14 protein-coding genes and 3 pseudogenes are annotated in these 18,518 nt (G+C 67.3%); 10 read left to right on the plus strand and 7 right to left on the minus strand.

What is annotated here, in order from left to right; translation table 11 throughout:
* Positions 1-288 precede the first annotated feature (288 nt).
* Positions 289-936, minus strand: coding sequence for an NAD(P)-dependent oxidoreductase (locus HHX33_RS23135; protein ID WP_182876455.1), 648 nt, complete (start codon positions 934-936; stop codon positions 289-291).
* Positions 937-1,024: 88 nt separating this feature from the next.
* On the opposite strand from HHX33_RS23135, the gene HHX33_RS23140 reads away from it, so the two are divergent.
* The gene (locus HHX33_RS23140; protein ID WP_310740312.1) at positions 1,025-1,408 is read left to right on the plus strand and encodes a helix-turn-helix domain-containing protein; all 384 of its coding nucleotides are present in this window, start codon (positions 1,025-1,027) and stop codon (positions 1,406-1,408) included.
* A 202-nt stretch (positions 1,409-1,610) separates the two neighbouring features.
* On the opposite strand, the gene HHX33_RS23145 is transcribed toward HHX33_RS23140, so the two are convergent.
* Positions 1,611-2,981, minus strand: a complete 1,371-nt coding sequence (locus HHX33_RS23145; RefSeq protein ID WP_182876457.1) for an IS1380 family transposase — start codon at positions 2,979-2,981, stop codon at positions 1,611-1,613.
* Positions 2,982-3,697: 716 nt separating this feature from the next.
* Between HHX33_RS23145 and HHX33_RS23150 the strand changes: the two genes are divergently transcribed.
* Positions 3,698-5,779 (plus strand): PQQ-dependent sugar dehydrogenase, encoded by a 2,082-nt coding sequence (locus HHX33_RS23150; RefSeq protein WP_182876458.1) that lies wholly within the window; start codon positions 3,698-3,700, stop codon positions 5,777-5,779.
* 209 nt (positions 5,780-5,988) lie between these two features.
* Here the strand turns inward: HHX33_RS23150 and HHX33_RS36405 are convergent.
* A pseudogene (locus HHX33_RS36405) lies at positions 5,989-6,273 on the minus strand (transposase); the annotation flags it as partial.
* 101 nt (positions 6,274-6,374) lie between these two features.
* On the opposite strand from HHX33_RS36405, the gene HHX33_RS23160 reads away from it, so the two are divergent.
* Positions 6,375-6,569 (plus strand): acetate--CoA ligase family protein, encoded by a 195-nt coding sequence (locus HHX33_RS23160; RefSeq protein WP_310741483.1) that lies wholly within the window; start codon positions 6,375-6,377, stop codon positions 6,567-6,569.
* 72 nt (positions 6,570-6,641) lie between these two features.
* On the opposite strand, the gene HHX33_RS23165 is transcribed toward HHX33_RS23160, so the two are convergent.
* The 4 genes from HHX33_RS23165 to HHX33_RS23180 all read right to left on the minus strand — a co-directional run bounded on the left by HHX33_RS23165 (position 6,642) and on the right by HHX33_RS23180 (position 10,380).
* The gene (locus tag HHX33_RS23165; protein ID WP_182876461.1) at positions 6,642-7,220 is read right to left on the minus strand and encodes a hypothetical protein; all 579 of its coding nucleotides are present in this window, start codon (positions 7,218-7,220) and stop codon (positions 6,642-6,644) included.
* A 76-nt stretch (positions 7,221-7,296) separates the two neighbouring features.
* The gene (locus HHX33_RS23170) at positions 7,297-7,590 is read right to left on the minus strand and encodes a hypothetical protein (protein ID WP_182876462.1); all 294 of its coding nucleotides are present in this window, start codon (positions 7,588-7,590) and stop codon (positions 7,297-7,299) included.
* A 173-nt stretch (positions 7,591-7,763) separates the two neighbouring features.
* A complete protein-coding gene (locus HHX33_RS23175; RefSeq protein ID WP_182876463.1) occupies positions 7,764-9,905 on the minus strand; it encodes an MMPL family transporter in 2,142 nt (713 codons plus the stop codon).
* Positions 9,906-9,975: 70 nt separating this feature from the next.
* Positions 9,976-10,380 (minus strand): hypothetical protein, encoded by a 405-nt coding sequence (locus HHX33_RS23180; RefSeq protein WP_182876464.1) that lies wholly within the window; start codon positions 10,378-10,380, stop codon positions 9,976-9,978.
* Between the two features lie 312 nt (positions 10,381-10,692).
* On the opposite strand from HHX33_RS23180, the gene HHX33_RS23185 reads away from it, so the two are divergent.
* From HHX33_RS23185 to HHX33_RS37745, 7 genes and pseudogenes are all read left to right on the plus strand, one after another.
* A complete protein-coding gene (locus HHX33_RS23185) occupies positions 10,693-14,913 on the plus strand; it encodes an OmpL47-type beta-barrel domain-containing protein (protein ID WP_182876465.1) in 4,221 nt (1,406 codons plus the stop codon).
* Between the two features lie 173 nt (positions 14,914-15,086).
* The gene (locus HHX33_RS23190; RefSeq protein ID WP_220502113.1) at positions 15,087-15,716 is read left to right on the plus strand and encodes a hypothetical protein; all 630 of its coding nucleotides are present in this window, start codon (positions 15,087-15,089) and stop codon (positions 15,714-15,716) included.
* A 217-nt stretch (positions 15,717-15,933) separates the two neighbouring features.
* Positions 15,934-16,877 (plus strand): annotated as a pseudogene (locus tag HHX33_RS23195) (IS3 family transposase).
* 93 nt (positions 16,878-16,970) lie between these two features.
* Positions 16,971-17,111 (plus strand): annotated as a pseudogene (locus HHX33_RS23200) (IS3 family transposase); the annotation flags it as partial.
* 276 nt (positions 17,112-17,387) lie between these two features.
* The gene (locus HHX33_RS23205; protein ID WP_220502114.1) at positions 17,388-17,540 is read left to right on the plus strand and encodes a hypothetical protein; all 153 of its coding nucleotides are present in this window, start codon (positions 17,388-17,390) and stop codon (positions 17,538-17,540) included.
* A gap of 87 nt (positions 17,541-17,627) precedes the next feature.
* Positions 17,628-17,906 (plus strand): hypothetical protein, encoded by a 279-nt coding sequence (locus HHX33_RS23210; protein ID WP_182876485.1) that lies wholly within the window; start codon positions 17,628-17,630, stop codon positions 17,904-17,906.
* Between the two features lie 35 nt (positions 17,907-17,941).
* The gene (locus HHX33_RS37745) at positions 17,942-18,088 is read left to right on the plus strand and encodes a GntR family transcriptional regulator (protein ID WP_182876466.1); all 147 of its coding nucleotides are present in this window, start codon (positions 17,942-17,944) and stop codon (positions 18,086-18,088) included.
* The last annotated feature ends 430 nt before the right edge of the window (positions 18,089-18,518 follow it).

Genomic DNA, 18,518 nt, shown 5'->3' on the forward strand with positions numbered 1-18,518 from the left:
CCAAGAAGCGCGGAGACATCCAGCAGCAGGCAGGTTCGCCCGCGCCTACCAGCGGCCGAACAACAGCGACCACCGAGTCAGCCGCCCGGGTACGACGCCAGGGGATGCTCACCTGCGGCCGGAGCGCCGGATCCGGCGGGGATCCAGGACTGACTGACACCCACTGTCATGTCATCGATGACAGTCACCCAGTGAGGTTTTCTCAGTGAGTGACCGTTATCCGTGGCCAGTTGCCGTACCCGAATGCCGTCTGGGACACCGGAAGGTGACCACCACCTCGCCCGGAAATCAGTAGCCGATGTTGACCTGTGCCCTGTGGTGGTCGCCTTTCTCGATCAGATCGACGAACCCGAGGGCGTAGTCGCCGGCGGAGATCGCGCCGCCGTCCTCGGGCTGAACTGCGACGTCGTCGCCGAGCCGATAACGGCCGAGTCGTTCGCCGGGCATATGTGCGCCGAACCTGAGCGCGGGGCTCACAAAGACCCAGTCGAGTGTCGCTGGCGTAGCTGGGAGGTCCTCGATGATGAGCGCCGCCCCGGCGCGGATCTCGTCATGAAGCTCTGCCGGGATGTGGCTGAGGTCGGTTACGAAGCGAGCCGCCCCGGGCGCAGGGCGCAGCGACGAGTAGCCGCCGACGACGTACAGGGGTACGCCTGCGCCATCTGCCAGACGCGCGAGGGTGCGGTAGACGTCGCGGAAGATACCGGCCAGCGGGCCGCGTGGGGCGAGTGCGGCCACCACGACGTCCGCGCCCTCAATGGCTGCCGAGAGCGTTGCTTCGTCGGTGGCGTCACCTTGGGCATAGGTCACGTTCGGGATTGGCGCGTCGGGGAGCGAGCGGCTCAGTGCGGTGACCTGATGACCGCGAGCGGCGGCCTCCGCGACGATCGCCGAGCCGGCATAGCCGGTGCCGCCGATGACGGTGATGCGAGACACGAGGTGCCTTTCCATGGGTCGGATGGCGTCGGACGACGCTCTGCGATTACCGTATGAGTGCAGCTCTCCCATCGGAAGAAGGCACCTTGTGGTAACCACCCGGGCCGAGTCGGTGCTCGGCGGCAGCCCCTACCGCGCGGACTGCCCGACCCGCCACATCCTGGATCGCATCGGCGACCGTTGGACGGTGCTCATCGTGGGTGCCCTCTGGGACGGCAGCGCCCGCTTCTCAGAGTTGCGCCGACGCATCGAGGGAATATCGCAGAAGATGCTCACCCAGACTCTCCGCGGCCTCGAACGGGACGGGATCGTGCGCCGCACCGTCTACCCCGAAGTTCCTGTCCGCGTCGAGTACACACTTACCGAGGCGGGCCGCTCCCTGCGCGAGCCGCTGCGCGCGCTGGAGGAGTGGTCGATCGCACACCTCGGCGACGTGTCAGCGTCGCAGGAAGCCTACGACCGCGCGGATTGAGCCTTTCCGGGCGAGGTAGTGAGGGCCGGGGCCGCTCACTAGCCTCGATCTTTCTCGACCTTGGTGTGGTCGTCTGAGGGTTTCGGCTGAGGTGTGATTTCCCAGCTGTGGTCAGCGCGCGGGCCCGGCTGTTGCGCCGGGGTAGCGGGGTTCCACGGGCCCGCTGTTGCCTTTCTGGTGGTTGGGATGGGATGTCGGCTGTTCAGGTCGGTGTGGGCAGTGCTTGGAGCCGGGTGATAGCGGTGCTGAGCTCGCTCGCCCAGGGCCATCGGGTGGCGATGCGCAGGCGTCTGCCTCCTCGGACCAGTCGTCCGGCGACGGCGAACAGGCGCAGGCGCAGCCGTTTGGGTTCGTAGCGGCGGGCGGGAGTGCCGTGCAGGGCGAGCATCTGCATCCACGCCAGCAGTTCGCAGGCCAGCGCGACGATCTCCACCCAGATCTGGTTCTGAGTGAAGTCGTGCAACGGCAGGTTGCGCAGCCCGGTGTCCTTGGCAGTTCGGATGCGGTCCTCACAGCGCGCCCGGCGGCGGTGACGTAACTCCAGGTCGGCGAGCTGACCGCGGCGGGTGCCCGTGACGAAGCAGGTGAAGCGGTGCCCATCGATGTCGGTGAACCGCGATTGCGCGCCCGGATGCGGGCGTTCCTTGCGAACGATCACCCGCATCCCGGTGGGCCAGTCGGCCAGATCGAGCAAGCCGGTGAGCTCGGCGACCCAGGCACCTGGCCATACCTGCCCTTCAGCGTCGTAGGCGGGGGTCCACGCCGCAGCGGGCAGGGCCAGGAGCGCGTGCTGGATGTCCTCGGTGAGGGTGAACCCGATCGAATAAGACAGCCGCCGTCCCGGCCGGGTCAGCCAGGACAGGAACTCATGGGTGCCGCCGCCGGAGTCGGTGCGGATCAGCACCTGACGCCGCTGGTGTCTGGGCAGCTGGGCCAGGGCGAGCCGGGCGGCCTCGATGTGATCGGCGGCCGTGTTGGAGCCGGCGTTGCCCGGCCGGAGCACGATGGCCAGCGGCTCCCCGGCTCCGCCCGCGCCATGGTCGGCGAACACCGTCGTCGGGTGAAAGCCGTAGCTCTTTTTCCAGGTCGGTGCCGCCTGCTCCTTGTCGGAATGGGCAACCACGATGGTCGCGTCGATATCGAGCGGGATCAGCTCACCATCGGCACCGGGCGCGCTCTGCCCCGCCAGTACCCAAGACCGCTCCCGTGCAGTGGCACGTGCGCTACGGATCGCCTTCAACGCCCGAACCGGGTCGCAGGCCAGCCGGTCGATCAGCCGGGAGACCGTCGGGTCGGATGCCACGTGGCCGAACAACTCCGGCTGGGAGCACAGCATCGCGATGTCGGCCAGACAGTCCCCGCCCAGAGCGAGCGTGACCGCCAGATCAGTGATGACCTTGCCCGAATCGTGCACGGCGCGAGCAGGTCGCCACCGCCCCAGCTGCGCCGACAATGCCCGGTCCAAGCCGGTGATGCGCAATGTCTCCACCAGCAGCAGGCCCCCAGCCTGGGAGATGAGGCCGTTGCCGTCGGCGGAGGCGAGAATCTTGGGGCCGGACGCGATAGTCTTCACGCGAAAAGTGCCTTCTGATCTGGCGCGGACAGGACTCTAGACAAGCCCGATCCTCCCAGTTCAAAGGCACTTTTCTCATGTAAACGATCAACCTCGGCGAAATTCAGCACGAAAGCCCGAGGTTAGAGGCTGTGCTCAGTAGCCGGTCCGGTGTGACTGCGTGTTCCCGCCCTCGTGCACCCGCTCCCTTCGCCGACCGCAGCGCGTGGATCATGTCCGTCGCGATCTCGCGGTCTGGTCTGGTTCGGGGAGCGGGCGGGCGGTGAATGTTTCATCTCGGGATCGATGATCTTCAGGTGGCGTCCCATGCGAGGCAGAGGCACCACCCGCGGCCGAGTCCCACGTCAAGGCGCGGTCACCCGCGTGAGGTGCCCCCGTCGCCGGACCTGGCGTGCCGCCCGCCATCGGACGGCTTCGGTGAGCGGGCAATCCGATATGCCACATTCGTCGGGAGTCGTGACAATATTTCTGACAGCATTGTCAGAGAGGTGTTGTTCAATCCTGATGGACTCCGTCGCATTTTGCTGGATCTGGCAGCGAACGGACCTCACGGGGTGCGGTCGGCGGCGCCGTACCCCGAGCCCGGGCCGCGCCGTCGCCGCACTGCGCCGGCCGGCTTCTCGGTGGTGACCGCGCACCGCGGTCCCGCCGGCGCCGCGCGAGACCCCTCCCCTGGCAACCCCACCCTCGAACGACCCCGGTAAGGACTGATACGAATGTTCGCCTTAACCACCCGTGGTCGGCCGTGGCCGCGCGCTCTGGCCGCCTTCGTGGCCGCGCTCGCCTCGGTGGCCGCCATGATCGTGGCGAGCTCGGCGCCCGCGTCGGCGGCCACCTCGACCGTGGTCGGCGTGGCGTCCGGCCGCTGCCTGACCGTGGCCGGCAACTCCACGACGCCAGGCGCCCGCGTCACCATCTACGACTGCAACGGGCAGGCGAGCCAGACGTGGACCTCCACCACGGCGGGAGAGCTCCGGGTGTACAGCTCCCCGAGGTGCCTGGACGTGGTCGGCCAGGACACCACGCCCCCGGCCACGCTGCAGATCTCCACCTGCACCGGGGCGGCCAGCCAGAAGTGGCGGATCAACTCCGACGGCAGCATCGTCGGCGTGCAGTCCGGCATGTGCCTGGACGTGAGCGGAGGCCGGACCACCAACAACACCCCGGTGCAGTTGTGGACGTGTAACGGGCAGAGCAACCAGAAGTGGACGACGTCCACCGGAAGCGCCGACACCCAGCCTCCGACGGTGCCGGGCAACCCGCGGGTGAGCGGCCTGGTGTGCGACTCGGTCACGTTCGCGTGGAGCGCCTCCACCGACAACGTCGGAGTGGCGTTCTACGACGTCTACCACGACGGCCAGCTGATGAAGTCGGTGAGCGGGACCACCCTATCCACCACCCTCACCGTGGTCCCCGGTTCGACGTGGGGTCTGTACGTCAACGCGCGCGACGCGGCGGGCAACGTCTCCCAGGCGAGCGCGACGGTCACGATCACGCCACCGCAGTGCCAGTCCGACACCCAGGCGCCCACCGCCCCGAGCCAGCTCACCGGCTCCGCGTCCGGCACCACGGTGACGTTGCAGTGGACCGCGGCCACCGACAACGTCGGAGTCCGCGCCTACCTCGTCTACCGCGGCGGTGCGCTGGTGGGCACGGTCACCGGCAACCCGCCGGCCACCACCTTCATCGACAGCGGGCTGTCGGCGAACACGAGCTACCAGTACTACGTGGTGGCCCGCGACGCGCAGTCCAACGTCTCGTCGCGCAGCAACACCGCGACCGTGACCACCGGCGGGGGGTGCGCCGACTCGGTGTGCGGGGTGACGCAGATCGCGACCGAAACCGACCTCCCGTGGGGTCTGCTCACGTTGCCCGACGGCACGATCCTCTACAGCCGCAGGGACGTCCACGACATCATCCACCTCGACCCGGCCACCGGGGCGAAGACCACCATCGGCACGGTGCCGAACGTCGACGACACCGACGGCGAGGGCGGCCTCATGGGGCTGGCCATCGCCCCCACCTTCGCCAGCGACCACTGGCTGTACATGATGCACACGACGTCGACCGACAACCGGATCGTCCGCATCAAGCTGGAGAACGACCAGCTCACCCTCAGTTCTGAGCAGATCCTGCTCACCGGGATCCTGCGCAACAAGTACCACAACGGCGGCCGCCTGCGGTTCGGCCCGGACGGCAAGCTGTACGCCAGCACCGGCGACGCCCAGAACGGCGACAACGCGCAGAACCTGAACGGCCTCAACGGCAAGGTCCTGCGGCTCAACCCGGACGGCACCGTGCCGTCGGACAACCCGTTCGGCACCTACGTGTGGAGCTACGGGCACCGCAACCCGCAGGGGCTGGCGTTCGACTCGCAGGGCCGGCTGTGGGAGCAGGAGTTCGGCAACTCCATCATGGACGAGACCAACCTGATCACCAAGGGCGGCAACTACGGCTGGCCGGCGTGTGAGGGGACGACGGGCACCTGCGGCACCGCCGGGTACATCGCGCCCAAGCGCACCTACCCCGTGGCGGAGGGCTCCTGCTCCGGCATCGCCATCGTGAGCGACGTGATCTACATCGCCTGCGAGCGCGCCACCCGGCTGTACCGCGTGCCGATCAGCGGGAGCAGCCTGCCCAGCGCGCAGGTGTTCTTCAACGGCACCTACGGCCGGCTGCGCACTGTGGAGCCCGCTCCCGACGGCGGCCTGTGGCTGACCACCAGCACCCAGGGCGACAAGGACGGCATCCCGAACAACGGAAACGAGAAGATCTTCCACGTCACGCTCGGCTCCTAGCCGGCACGACGGCGCGGCCGGTGGTCTTCGCGAACACGCGGACCACCGGCCGTCCGGGCGCGGCCTGGTCCGCCGCGGCGGCCGGTGCCGGGCCACAAGGGGCGCCGCCACGAGCTCAGGAGCCGCCGGTGAGCAGGCCGGGGGTGAGGTCGGACGGCAGGGTGGCGCCGCAGAGGGCCATGGCGATCTCCAGCTCGGCCAGCAGGCATCGGGTCGGAGGCCACGTGGCCGAACAACTCCGGCTGGGAGCGCAGCATCGCGATGTCGGCCAGACAGTCCCCGCCCAGAGCGAGCGTGACCGCCAGATCAGTGATGACCTTGCCCGGATCGTGCACGGCGCGAGCAGGTCGCCACCGCCCCAGCTGCGCCGACAATGCCCGGTCCAAGCCGGTGATGCGCAATGTCTCCACCAGCAGCAGGCCCCCAGCCTGGGAGATGAGGCCGTTGCCGTCGGCGGAGGCGAGAATCTTGGGGCCGGACGCGATAGTCTTCACGCGAAAAGTGCCTTCTGATCTGGCGCGGACAGGACTCTAGACAAGCCCGATCCCCCCAGTTCAAAGGCACTTTACTCATGTAAACGATCAACCTCGGCGAAATTCAGCACGAAAGCCCGAGGCTAGAGGATCAGGTCGTCCGCGTCGGCCGCCGCATGGACGACCAGCCCGACATCGCCGAACTCGACCTCAACCCCGTCATCGTGACGCCGGGCGGAACGGTGGCCGTGGACGTGCGCGTACGGCTCGCACCCGCTCCGCCTCTGCCCTCTCCCTTCCGGCGTCGGCTCCGCTGAACATGCCGGGGAGGCGCCCGCGCCTTTCGTGTGCCATGCGATCGCCCTGGCCTTTTTCCTGCGACACCGGGCTCAGTGGCGAATGCGAGGCCACGCACCCCTGGGAATGCGGTAAAGGACACGCGGCACCGCGAACCAGGCCCGGTCGAGAAAACGGCCCGTGACCCGCCCCGCGAGGATGAGGTAATTTTCCACCTCCCCCTGGAAGTCAGCGAATCCGTCCAGATCGTGCACGTACTCCCGGAACCCTTCCACCCCCACTGTGCCCATGAACTCCCCGTCCTGGTAATAGATCATTCCCTCATCGTGGATCTCGCCCAACTCGGCCATATGCCGATAAGTGATGATGAGCCGTCCTCCCGCACCGACCTCATCCCGCACTGTGAAAGCGCCGCCCAGGGTGATCGCGACAGACCAGCCCGGCGAGTGCGTCCCGATCCAAACCAGAGTGTCTTGCCCGCAATGGCCGGCCAGGCGGAATGCAGTTTTGAGATCACAAGGAATTCCAGAGCTTGGATCTGCGCGGAAGCGCCCAGCGATTTCCTCCACGTCCTCCGTGTCGATCCAGGCCGCATCGAAGCAGGCGTTCAAGTCGTACTCGTCCAGGAGGTCCCACTGACTCTCCGTGGGCAGTGCCCGCGTCATGTCCATTGTCCTGCTCCTTTGACTTTCTCAGCGACAGGGGGTGGGGGCGATCATGCGACCGCCCCCACCCCTGTAGACTCGACTAGCTATCGACCTTGACCCATAACTTCTCTCCGGGCACGACCCGGTAATCGGAATAGAACCTGTTGAGAGCTCTTCCGTGGATAACGTTGTCGTCGTCAGAAACCGCCCGAATGGAGTAGTTGCCGTCCTGCTTGCCGGCACCTTCCTTGGTTGACGCGAACGGATAGCTCTTCGTTACCGCGTACTCGTCGTAGAAGTAGTATTTGCAGTAGTTCACCCCTGCGAGTTCCCAACTCGGCACCGCGACGTATTCGGGAAGGTCCGGCCAGCGTTTCTGGGCGATGGTGCCCATGTCCGTGGTGAACCGGAGTCCCATCGTCCGCGACCGGCGCGCCAAGGTCCTGGCCGCCGCCCAGACGGCCTATCCCGAACGTTTCGCCAGTGGCGGCACCCCGACCCCGCCCGACCTTCCCGGCCCCGCGTGGATCACCAAGTCCAGGCAAAGAGGTCACAGCACCGGCGACGTCAGCCCGGGGCAGCGGTCTGCCTGGACGGCCACCAGTTTCGCTCGCCGAGCATCACCGCGAGAGCGGGGACGAGCAGGGCCCGGACGAGGAAGGTGTCGGCAAGCAGGCCCAGGGTGACCACAAAGCCGATCTGAAACAGCGCCTCCATCGGAAGCACCATCAAAGTCGCGAAGGTGGCGGCGAGCACTAGGCCGGCGGAGGTGATCACGCCGCCCGTCCGCTCAAGGGCCTCCGTCACCGCGCGGCGGGTCTCGTGCTGTCGACGCCGCTCGCTGATCCGGCTGAGGAGAAACACGTTGTAGTCGACGCCCAGGGCGACGAGGAAGATGAACGCGTACATCGGCAGATTCGGGTCTGAGGCCGGCTGGCCGAGGATGTGGGTGAAGATGAGGGAACCGACACCGAGGGCGAAGCCGAAGGAGAGGATCACGGTCGCGATCACATAGAGCGGCATCACCACCGCGCGCAGGAGCATGGCGAGGACGACGAGGATCAGGGCAAGGCCGACCGGGACGATCAGCCTGGTGTCACGTTCGAGTGCCTGGCGGGCATCGTAGTTCTCGGCCACGGTCCCGCCGATCAGGACGGTGTGGCCGTCAGCCGCGCGCTCAGCGACCTCGCGCAGCACCGGGACGGCGTCGGTGGCCTGCTCCGAGAACGGATCCATCCGCAGGTCCGCGTCGAAGATGAGCAAGTCCGTCGCGGACCTTCGCTGGCCTTGAGCCTCCGCACCCAGGGAGTCGCCGTCCGCCCCGACCGACCTGGCCACCGCGTGCATATCGGCGACGGGTGTGTGCGGGCCTTCGGTGAGAGCGCTCTGGACCTTCCCGCCCACCTCGTGGGCTACGACGATGCGAAGCGGCGCCGCCCGGCCGGGGATGAAGTGGTCGCGGATCACCTGCTGGCCGCGGACCGAGTCCGGCGCCTCGCGGAAGGACTCGGAGAAGTCGAGCGCCGGACGCCCGCCGATGCCGGCCAGTGCGCCCGCGGCGAGGAGAGCGGTGACCGCCGCGGCGATCACCCCCGGGCGTGCGTGAACGAGGCCCGCGACACGCCCCCAAAAGGTGACCGCAGGTGCGAGCTCGGGCTCGGGGCGGGGAACAGCGGGCCAGAACGCCCGTCGTCCGAGGGTGGTGAGCACCGCGGGCAGAAGGGTCAGGCCGGCACACACCATGATCGCGACACCGAGGGCGAGGATCGGGCCCATCTCGCGCATGGCGTTGAAGTCGGCAAGGGCGAGGACCAGCATCGCGCCGACGACGATTGCCCCGGCGGAGAAAATCGCCGGGGCGGTGCCCTGGGCGGCGGCGACCATCGCCTCCTCGACGTCCCGCGCCCGGCGCAGCTCGTCGCGAAACCGCGCCACGATCAGCAGACAGTAGTCGGTGCCCGCACCGAACATCAGCACGATCAGGATCGCGGTCGTCTGGCCGCTGACCTCGGTGAGGCCAGCGGCGACGAGTCCGTAGGCGAGGCCGGCGGTGACGAGATAGGCGAGGGCGACGACGGCCAGCGGCACCAGCGCAACCAGCGGCGAGCGGTAGGTCAGGAGCAGCAGGAGCAGCAGCACGGCGATCGTGGCTGCCAAGAGGGTCCCGTTGATCCCTTCAAGCGCAGCTTTTCGATCGGCCTCGAAGCCGGCACGGCCGGTCACGAAGGCCCTCAATCCGCTCTCGTCGCCGGCGGCCGGCGGGACTATCTCGCGGATTGCCGCGACCGCCTGCTCGATGTCGGGCGTCGAGTCGTCGGTCATCAGGACCGTGCTCAAGATGACGGTGTCGTCGGGTGAGGTGAGCAGCGAAGCGCCCGGGCTCATGTCGAGCGGATCGGTCTCGCCGCATGCGCGTTGGTACGGGGTGGCGATCATCGTCAAGTTCGGGATCGCGCCGGACCGGCACAGCGCGAGGGCGTCGGCGTCGGCGCGCCGTCCGTCGTCCGCGGTGATCCCACTCTCGCGGAAGTAGGCGATCACCGCCGCTGTCTCGCTGCCGCGCCGGAACCGCTCGTCGATGATCTGCTTGACCGTCGCCGACTCCGATCCCCGGACGAGGAAGGTCTCGCTCTCGTCGGCGGCCCGCTCGCCGAGCCTGGCTTGTAGCGGCACCGCGAGCATCGCGAGCGCAAGCCACACCGCGATCACGACCCACCGTGACCGCCGACCCACGGAGATTACGGAAGCCCTGGTGGGAGGTCGCACCGGGTCGCCGACCTTAGAGCCCACCGCCGACCCCCTCTATATAGCTGACGAGGCCATCCACGACGTAGACGTAGATCCTGGTCGGGTCGATCTCTATCGGTACGGGCCGGCTCTTGTCGTCCTCGCGCGAAACGATGATTCCGCAGTTGTGACGGGCCGCCTTCTCACGCGCCTCAGCGAGCTCCAACCCGAGCAGCTCCGCCGTATCGAAGGCGTTCTCCGCGGGCCTGTACTGGCTGACGCCACCATTCTGTCCCGCCTCCACCATCGGGCACTGAAGGGCGGTCAGGTCGCGCCCCCGCGTCTTCGCCTCCCCGGACTCGTCGTTACATCCGGTCAGAGCCATTGCTCCGACGGCGATCGCAACCGTGGCCGCAGCGACGCCGAGAAGCCGCCGGTGAACCCTCTGCCCGCTCATAGCGGGGACGCTAGCGGACGAAACTACCTCGATCAAGACAACTAACATCTTTGGTAAACAAAAGGGTGGAATTACTAGTACCAGCTTTGGTGATTCGCTGACGAAAGTCCTTGACATCTAGACAAAAGGCGCAGACGCTACGTCTTGACCTTCAGGCGGTCGAACCACATCGCTCCGGCCGCGGGGCTGGTCGCCGCCGCATTGGGAGAGGAAGTGAGTGGTATGCGGAACGCCGCGCCGCCCGCGCGGAGTGTGAGGCGTTCTTTAGTCGCACTGACCGCGGTCGCTCTGGGGGCTCAGATGCTCGCCCCTGTGACCGCCGCCCAAGCGGAGAGCACCCCCCTGACGGCTGCTGCCCCGGCGACGAGCACCGGGCAAGCGAGTAGAGCCCTCCTCGCGGCCTCTGCCCGGGCGGAGGGCAGCAGGAGGGTCCTCATCTACACCGGCACTACCGGGTATCGGCACGCCGAGGCGATCGACAACGGTCGCCCAGTGGTCCAGGCCGCTCTCCAGGCCGCGGGCTACGAGGTCGACTGGGAGGACTGCGACAACAACGGTGGCGGCACGAACAACTGCAACCACCCGGACAAGAACCCTCGGATCTTCACCGACGATAACCTGGCCCGATACAACGCGGTCCTGTTCCTGAACGCATCGTGGTCGTGGGCCGGCGGCGGTCGGCCCGGACCGCTCTTCGACCAGGCACAGCGCGACGCGTTGATCCGCTTCACCCAGAACCGCGGCGGGATCGCGGCTGTGCACAACATGACCGACGCCGGCGCCGGCGTGTCCGTGTGGGACTGGTGGGACGGCGGGCCGGACAGCGTCATCGGCACGACGATGACCGCCCACTCGAACGGGTCGGCGACCGGCAACGCCGCAACCGTCCAGGTTGCCGACCACAACCACCTCTCCACCAAAGACCTGCCCGACACCTACCAGCTCGCCGACGAGCACTACAACTTTGTCCGCAGCGTCCGGGGGACCCACCACGTGCTCGAGACCTTCGACGAGCGCACCTACAACACCGGCAGCCAGAAAATGGGCCAGGACCACCCCACGACGTGGTGCAAGCTCTACGACGGCGACAGGGTCAAGGACGGCACCAACACCCCGCGGCCCTACGACGATGGCCGGAGCTGGGTGACCTCGCAGGGCCACTTCGGCGTCCGTTACAGCGAGAACGGCGGCGACAACCCGCTGGTCAAGCAGATCGTCGGAGGGGTGCGCTGGGTCGCCGGCGAGGGGAACAAGACCGACTGCTCAGGCACCGTGTGGTCGAACTTCACCCGCACGACCCTGGTCGACAATGCGAACGGCCCGATGGCTCTCGACGTGGCAGCGGACGGCAAGCTCTACTGGACCGAGATCGGCCCCACAACGGGCTACCAGTCCCAGGGCTACGTGAAGATGCACGATCCGAACGGCCCGCCGAACAACTCGACCACGGTCGCGACGATCCCGACCCGCGCCGACCACGGCAACTCCGAGGACGGCGTGCTGGGGATGAGCCTGGAGCCGGGCTTCGACCTATCGAATCCGAGCAAGCGCGACATCTACGTCTACTATTCCCCGCGCAACCCCGACTGGCCGACCACGGGCAACCAGACAACGGTCGGCTACAACCTGATCAGCCGCTTCACGCTGAACGAGACCGGCACCGCGTTCGAGCCCGCACAAGCATCTGGTGACCCGGCACATCCATACGATGAGCGGGAGATCCTGCGCGTGCCCAAGGCCAAGATCTCGGGCAACCCCTCAGGCTTCCCCGGTGGCCCCACCGACAACGGCCCCGGCCATGTCGGCGGCGCGAGCCTGGTGTTCGACTCCGAAGGCAACCTCTACCTCGGAGTCGGCGACGACGTGTCCCCGAACGCGTCCGGCCACAACCGCTACGTGCCGATGGACCATCGCGCCTCCGAGCGCTGGGATTCACGCAAGACGGCGGCCAATACCGCCGACCTGCGCGGAAAGGTCCTGCGCATCAAGCCGATCAAGGACATCCCGGCAGGACAGGCCGCCGACCCCGGCCTGGACAAGACCTACACGGTTCCGAAGGGCAACATGTTCCCGCCGGGGACCCCGAAGACCCGGCCGGAGATCTACGCCATGGGCTTCCGGCAGCCGTTCACGGTGCACACCGACCCCGCCCACCCGGGTACGGTCGTCGTCGGCGAGTACTGCCACGACAACTCGGTGGACCAGGCAGACCGCAGCCCGGCCGGCACCTGCGAGTGGGATCTAGTCGACGAGCCCGGCTTCCAGGGCTGGCCGTTCTGCGTCGGCGACAACTCGAAGACCAACACCACGTGGCGCTGGGACTACGCGACCAACTCCTCGACCGGTCAGCAGTACGACTGCTCGCTCGACAAGATCCCGGCCGACCTCAACTGGGCCCCGCCGGGCGGTACAAGTTCGCAGCCCACATTCCAAGGCCTCGATGAAATCCCAGGCCCCGCGAAGAAAGCGACGATCTGGCGCAAGTACCCCGGCAACCCCGGCGGTGAGAATCCGATGGACTTCGGCGACCTGGGCGCCGGGGGCATGCAGCCGGTCACCGGTCCGGTCTATCGATACAAGGACAGCTTCGGCCCCGGCGCCTTCCCGGCCTACTACGACGGCTCGTGGCTGATCACCAACCGTGGCGCCGACAACGGGTTCTGGAAGGAGGCGCGCCTGCGGCAGGACAACAACCAGTTGCTCCGGGTCAACGACTGGCTGCCGGTCAACCACTTCGGCACGCCGAACAGCAGCTTCGTGATCCCGACCAAGTTCGGGCCCGACGGCGCCCTCTACATGGGGCGCTGGACCTTCGGCTGCTGCCGCGCTCAGCTCAACTCCACAGCGAAGATGGAGTTGGTCAAGATCGAGTTCAAGCCCTCCAGCAAGTGCACGGAGGACACCCAGGCGCCAACGGTCTCGCACCAGATCGAGGGCCGGGCCCACCCCAGCCAGCAGAACGCCTACATCGACTCGGCCACGCTCAAACTCAACGCCACCGATGTCGGCTGTGCCGGCGTGGAAAAGGTTGAGTACCGCGTCAACGGCGGAGCGTGGACCGCCTACGACGCGCCGGTACTGTTCAAGAACCCGGGGAAGTACACGGTCGACTACCGGGCCACCGACTACTCCGGGAACACCTCCGCGTCGCAGAGCGCCGTCTTCACGGTGCTCGACGGCGGCAGGACGCTCCCCACGGCGTGCGACATCTACGCCACGGGCACGGGGTGGAATCCCGATAACTGTGAGATCGCCCGCGGTGGCACCGTCACCTGGCACTTCAACGTGCCCGACGCGGGGATGCCGCACGATGTCTGGCTCGTGCCGCCCGGCGGCAATCCGGACCCGAACGGCGGCGACATCTTCGAGGTCACCAAGGGCGCCGTCTCGCCGGGAGGTCCGCCGGTCTCGTACACCTTCGATCGGGAGGGGACCTGGACCGTCATCTGCAGGCTCCACTCCGGCTACGACGGCAAGAAGTGGGCAGGCATGGTCGCGACAGTCACGGTCGGAGGAGGGGCCAAGGGCGTCTACACCATCTCCCCCAAGAGCAGCGGCAAGTACGTCACGCCGCAGAACGCCTCGACCGCCGACGATGCCAAGATCGTTCAGATGGGCGCGACGCAGGGCAGCGAGCAGCAGTGGGAGGCCGTTCCCTTCACCGCGGGCGCCTACCAGCTCAAGAACGTCAAGAGCGGCAAGTGCCTTGACGTGCCGAGCGGCTCGACCGCGACGGGCACCCAGCTCGTCCAGTACTCCTGCCATCCCGACGGACATAAGGACCAGATCAACCAGCGGTTCTACCTCATCCAGTCCGGAGACGCCTACCAGGTCAATCCGGCGGTGAGTGGCCTGTGCCTCGACATCAACGGCAACTCCAAGGCCGACGGCGCCGCAGTGATCCAGTGGACCTGCAACAACGCCGACAACCAGCGGTTCAGCTTCAGCCCGGTCGCCGCGGCCGACAAGACGCCGCCGGTGACGACCGCGACGACCGACCCGGCGCAGCCGGAGGGCGGCTCGTTCACCGGTCCGGTCACGGTCACGCTGACCGCCGTCGATGAGGACAAGGGCAGCGGGATCGACCGGACAGAGTACAAGCTGGACGGCGGTGACTGGAAGCTGTACACCGGGCCGGTCGTCGTCTCCGGCGACGGCTCGCACACGCTGGCCTACCGCTCGACGGACAAGGCGGGCAACGTCGAGGACGTCAAGACCCTCACGGTGACCATTTCCTCTCCGCGGGTTCCGCTGACCGTGACCGCTTCGTCCCGCTGCGTGGGTACGTCGGCGTACGTGGCGGTGACGGCCGTCAACGACGGCGATGTGCCGGCGGACGTGATGTTGACGACCCCGTACGGTTCCACGACCGTGGCCGACGTGGCCCCGGGCAAGCAGGCCTATCAGTCCTTCAACGCTCGGGCCGGGCAGATCGGCGCGGGCAAGGTGACTGTCAAGGGGACCGCGACGATCGGTGGCAAGCAGGTCACCTCGACCTACGACGCCGGCTACAACGCGATCACCTGCGGCTAGCGCTGTAGCTGGACCAGGTCGGCGGTGGCCACGGTGTAAGCACCCAGCGGTGTACGCACCGGGGCCACCGCCCTACTGAACGAGCCGTACTGAAATGGGGCCGGCCGGTCGGCCGTCTGGACGATCGGCCGGCCGGCCCCGCCCCCATGCCCCCCATAAAGTGGAGCGATTACGTGAAGACCACGAGAACTGCCCAGATACTGGCCGCGTCGGTGCTCGGTCTTGCGCTTGCGGGTGTGGCCGGTCCCGCGGTCGCGGACGACGCCCCCGGTGACGGCATCGACGTTTCGGTGAACATCGGGCCCACCACCACTCCCGGTCAGCTGTCGATGACCGTGGCGGACAACGACGGGGTATCACTGCAGGAGAACGGCTCCGACGCCGCCGCCCGCCAGTTCACCGGGACCCTGCCGACGGTCACGGTGACCGACACCCGCACCCCCGAGGAGATCCCCGCCGGGGAGTACTGGGCGGTCGTGGGCCAGGCGAGTGCGTTCACCGCGGCCGGCGACCCGGCCAAGGTCATCGGCCCGGAGTACCTGGGCTGGAAGCCGCACCTGCTGACCGGCTCCTCCACCGGTGCGGTGTCGGCCGGTGAGCCGGTCTCCAGTGTCGTCTCTGACGGCACCGGCGCGCCCGCCGTGGGTCTGAAGGGCCAGGAGCTGCTCATCTCGACCGCCAACTCCACCGACGAGATCGGCACCTCGAAGGTCAACGCCGACCTGGCCCTGCGGACCGGGGTCGACGTCGCCGCCGGGGAGTACCACTCGACCCTGACGCTCTCGCTGTTCAACCAGTCCTGAGCCGGAGGCGGGACGCCAGAAAGGAAACGACCAGAAAGGAAACGGGCCACCCTTCGCCGAAAGGGTGGCCCACCTCACCCCGTTTCCGTGGACGGGTCTGCGGGCCGTAATTCTGGCTTTCAGGGGCCGAGGAAGACGAGCCTGCTGGTGATGTTCACCGGCTTTCGTGGAGTCCCTTTGGTTGGCTGGCATGCCGCGACCCCCGAGGGAGGTCAGCATGCCGAGGAGCTGTCCCCCCGAGTTCCGTCGCATAGTCCTGGACCTACTGAAGGCCGGCCGCACCGTGCGCCAGGTGGCCGCCGATCTGCAGATCAGCGACCAGACCATCTACAACTGGCGCAGGCAAGAGCGCATCCATGCGGGCCTCGGAGTCCGGCTACTACGCCCGGCGCTCTCGCCCGCCGTCGCCGCGATCGGTACGGCACGCCTGGCTGACCGAGGTGATCAGGCAGGCCCACGCCGCCTCCCGCGGCGTCTACGGCGCCCCCCGCGTGCATGCCGAGCTCACCCTGGGCCGGGGCGTCGCGGTCGGGCATGGCCAGGTGACGATGCTGATGCACCGCGCGGGCATCAAGGGGCTGCCCGGTAACCGCCGACGGCGCCCGGTCCCTCAGGTGCCGACGGCAACCGACATGGTCGATCGGCTATTCGCCCGCTCCGGTCCGGATCAGCTGTGGGTCACCGACATCACCGAGCACCCGACCCGGGAGGGCAAGGTCTACTGCTGTGTCGTGCTGGATGCCTACTCCCCGGCGGGTGGTGGGCTGGTCGATCGACTCCACCCAGACCGCGGGCCTGGTGACCAATGCGCTCGGCATGGCGATTCACAACCGGAACCCGCAGGCTGGAACGGTGATCCACTCCGACCACGGGGTTCAGTACACCTCTTGGGCGTTCACCGAGCGGGCCAAGGCTTCGGGGCTGGTGCCGTCGATGGGGTCGATCGGTGACTGCTTCGACAACGCGGTCATCGAGTCGTTCTGGGGCCGGATGCAGACCGAACTGCTCAATCGCCGGCGATGGAACAACCGCATCGAGCTGGCGAACGCGATCTTCGAGTACCTGGAAATCTTCCACAACCGCCAACGACGTCACAGCGCCCTGGGGATGCGCACCCCGATCGAGTACGAGATGCTCTACGCAAACACCCAGCTGGCATGACAGCCAACCAAGCCGACTCCACGGAACCCGAGGCACATCACCCTGGACATGGCGTCGTGGCGGCGCGACCGCGCCGGACACTTCACCGGACCCGGCCTCATCCATCATTCGGATGCCGACAGTCAATACACCAGTTTCCGCTTCACCGCCCACCTGATGACCGCCGGTATCGACGCCTCGATCGGCACGGTCGGGGATGCGCTGGACAACGCGCTGATGGAATCGCAGATCGGCCGCACTCCTCCATCGGCACCATCCCACCGGACGAATACGAAGCTCTCTATTACGCTCAACACCACCCCAGCGAACCCGCTGGAAATCAACCCCTGAGGTCTCCACCCGAAGCCGGGGCGGTTCAAAGTAGGGCGCTGGCGGGCGGTTCCGCGATGGTTCAGGATGGCTAGCATCCGTCACCTTTCCTATACGATCCGAGTCGTCGTCACCGTGCAGCAGCGTCGCGAGCTATGTCAACAAGGTTCGCGAAGACGCTAGAAGGGACCTCACGTCACGATGGACGACGAAGCGACGATCGCGCGGGGCCGTGAGGCCAGGACGGGCGGAACGCCGCCGGGAAGATCCCGCGGCCGGCTTGCCGACGAGGCGTACGACACGTTGCTCGGACAGCTGGAGGACTTCCCGAAACTCGGCTATTACGTATCTTGATGTGACGGTCGGTGACTTTGAGGTTGTTGGGGCCGGTCGCGTGTGTCGGGGCCGGAAGCGGCGGCCGGATGATTGATCATTCGGATTGTGTTGATCAAAACGGCCGATGGCCGGCCGCCGCGCAGCGAGCGTATGACCGGTCTTGATCAAGGGCAAGTTGACTGGCTGTACGAGCAGTTGGCGCAGATGGCCGAGTGGGAGGCTTCGACGGGTCGGCCCCGGGTGCTGCCGCTGTTATACGGCGTTGGTAATGGTTTTGTTCGCGTTACGGCAGAAACCGGCTTCCGGCGATCACCGGAGGACTTCCCCGCAGCGCTACGCACCGTGACCAAACTGGAGGTATTCCGAGTGTACGGCCTGTACTGAAACACCATCCAAATTGGTTTTGGGAAGTCCTCCTGATGTCGCTACGGATCGAGCCTGGCTCCCGCGTCACGATCGACGTCCTGGCGCGAGAGCTGGGGGTCTCGCAGACGCCGATCCGGGACGCTCTGAACCGCATGGAGGCCGAGGGCCTGTTTCGTGCTCGGCCATGGCCAAGTGAGTGACCTGGGTGTCGTGGAGAAGCCGGAACAGGTGCACGTGCGTGTGCAGGCGAGCGAGCGCTTCGGGGGGTTCTGGCCGCGATCGCCGCGCGTGACCCCGACGCCGCCGCCTGCGCCATGCGTCGGCACATCCTGCTGTCCGGCGAGCGGTTCCGCCGGTTGTTCGACGAAGTCAAGGGTTCGGACGGAATGGCGGTAAAGGCTTGACGGGCGGGCCCGGCCGGGGAATGCTGACGCAACCGGATCGGATCGGATTGGATCCACCTCACCCGCCCCCAATGCGAGGAGAAGCAGGTGCCCAGAGCGCTGCTCCTTACCGGCGACGCCGCCGAGGAGCTCGACACCATGTATCCCTACTATCGCGTGCAGGAGGGCGGCTGGGACGTCGACGTCTCGTCACGGACGCTGCGTGACGTTCAGCTGGTCATCCACG

The organism is Microbispora sp. H10670 (assembly GCF_014161385.1).
Classification (GTDB): Bacteria; Actinomycetota; Actinomycetes; order Streptosporangiales; family Streptosporangiaceae; genus Microbispora; species Microbispora triticiradicis.

Coding starts and splice junctions, on each gene's coding strand:
- HHX33_RS37745 (WP_182876466.1), top strand. CDS start 17,942: ATGTCGCTACGGATCGAGCCTGGCTCCCGCGTCACGATCGACGTCCTG.
- HHX33_RS23180 (WP_182876464.1), bottom strand. CDS start 10,380: ATGAGCGGGCAGAGGGTTCACCGGCGGCTTCTCGGCGTCGCTGCGGCC.
- HHX33_RS23165 (WP_182876461.1), bottom strand. CDS start 7,220: ATGGACATGACGCGGGCACTGCCCACGGAGAGTCAGTGGGACCTCCTG.
- HHX33_RS23205 (WP_220502114.1), top strand. CDS start 17,388: ATGGACGACGAAGCGACGATCGCGCGGGGCCGTGAGGCCAGGACGGGC.
- HHX33_RS23170 (WP_182876462.1), bottom strand. CDS start 7,590: ATGGGCACCATCGCCCAGAAACGCTGGCCGGACCTTCCCGAATACGTC.
- HHX33_RS23150 (WP_182876458.1), top strand. CDS start 3,698: ATGTTCGCCTTAACCACCCGTGGTCGGCCGTGGCCGCGCGCTCTGGCC.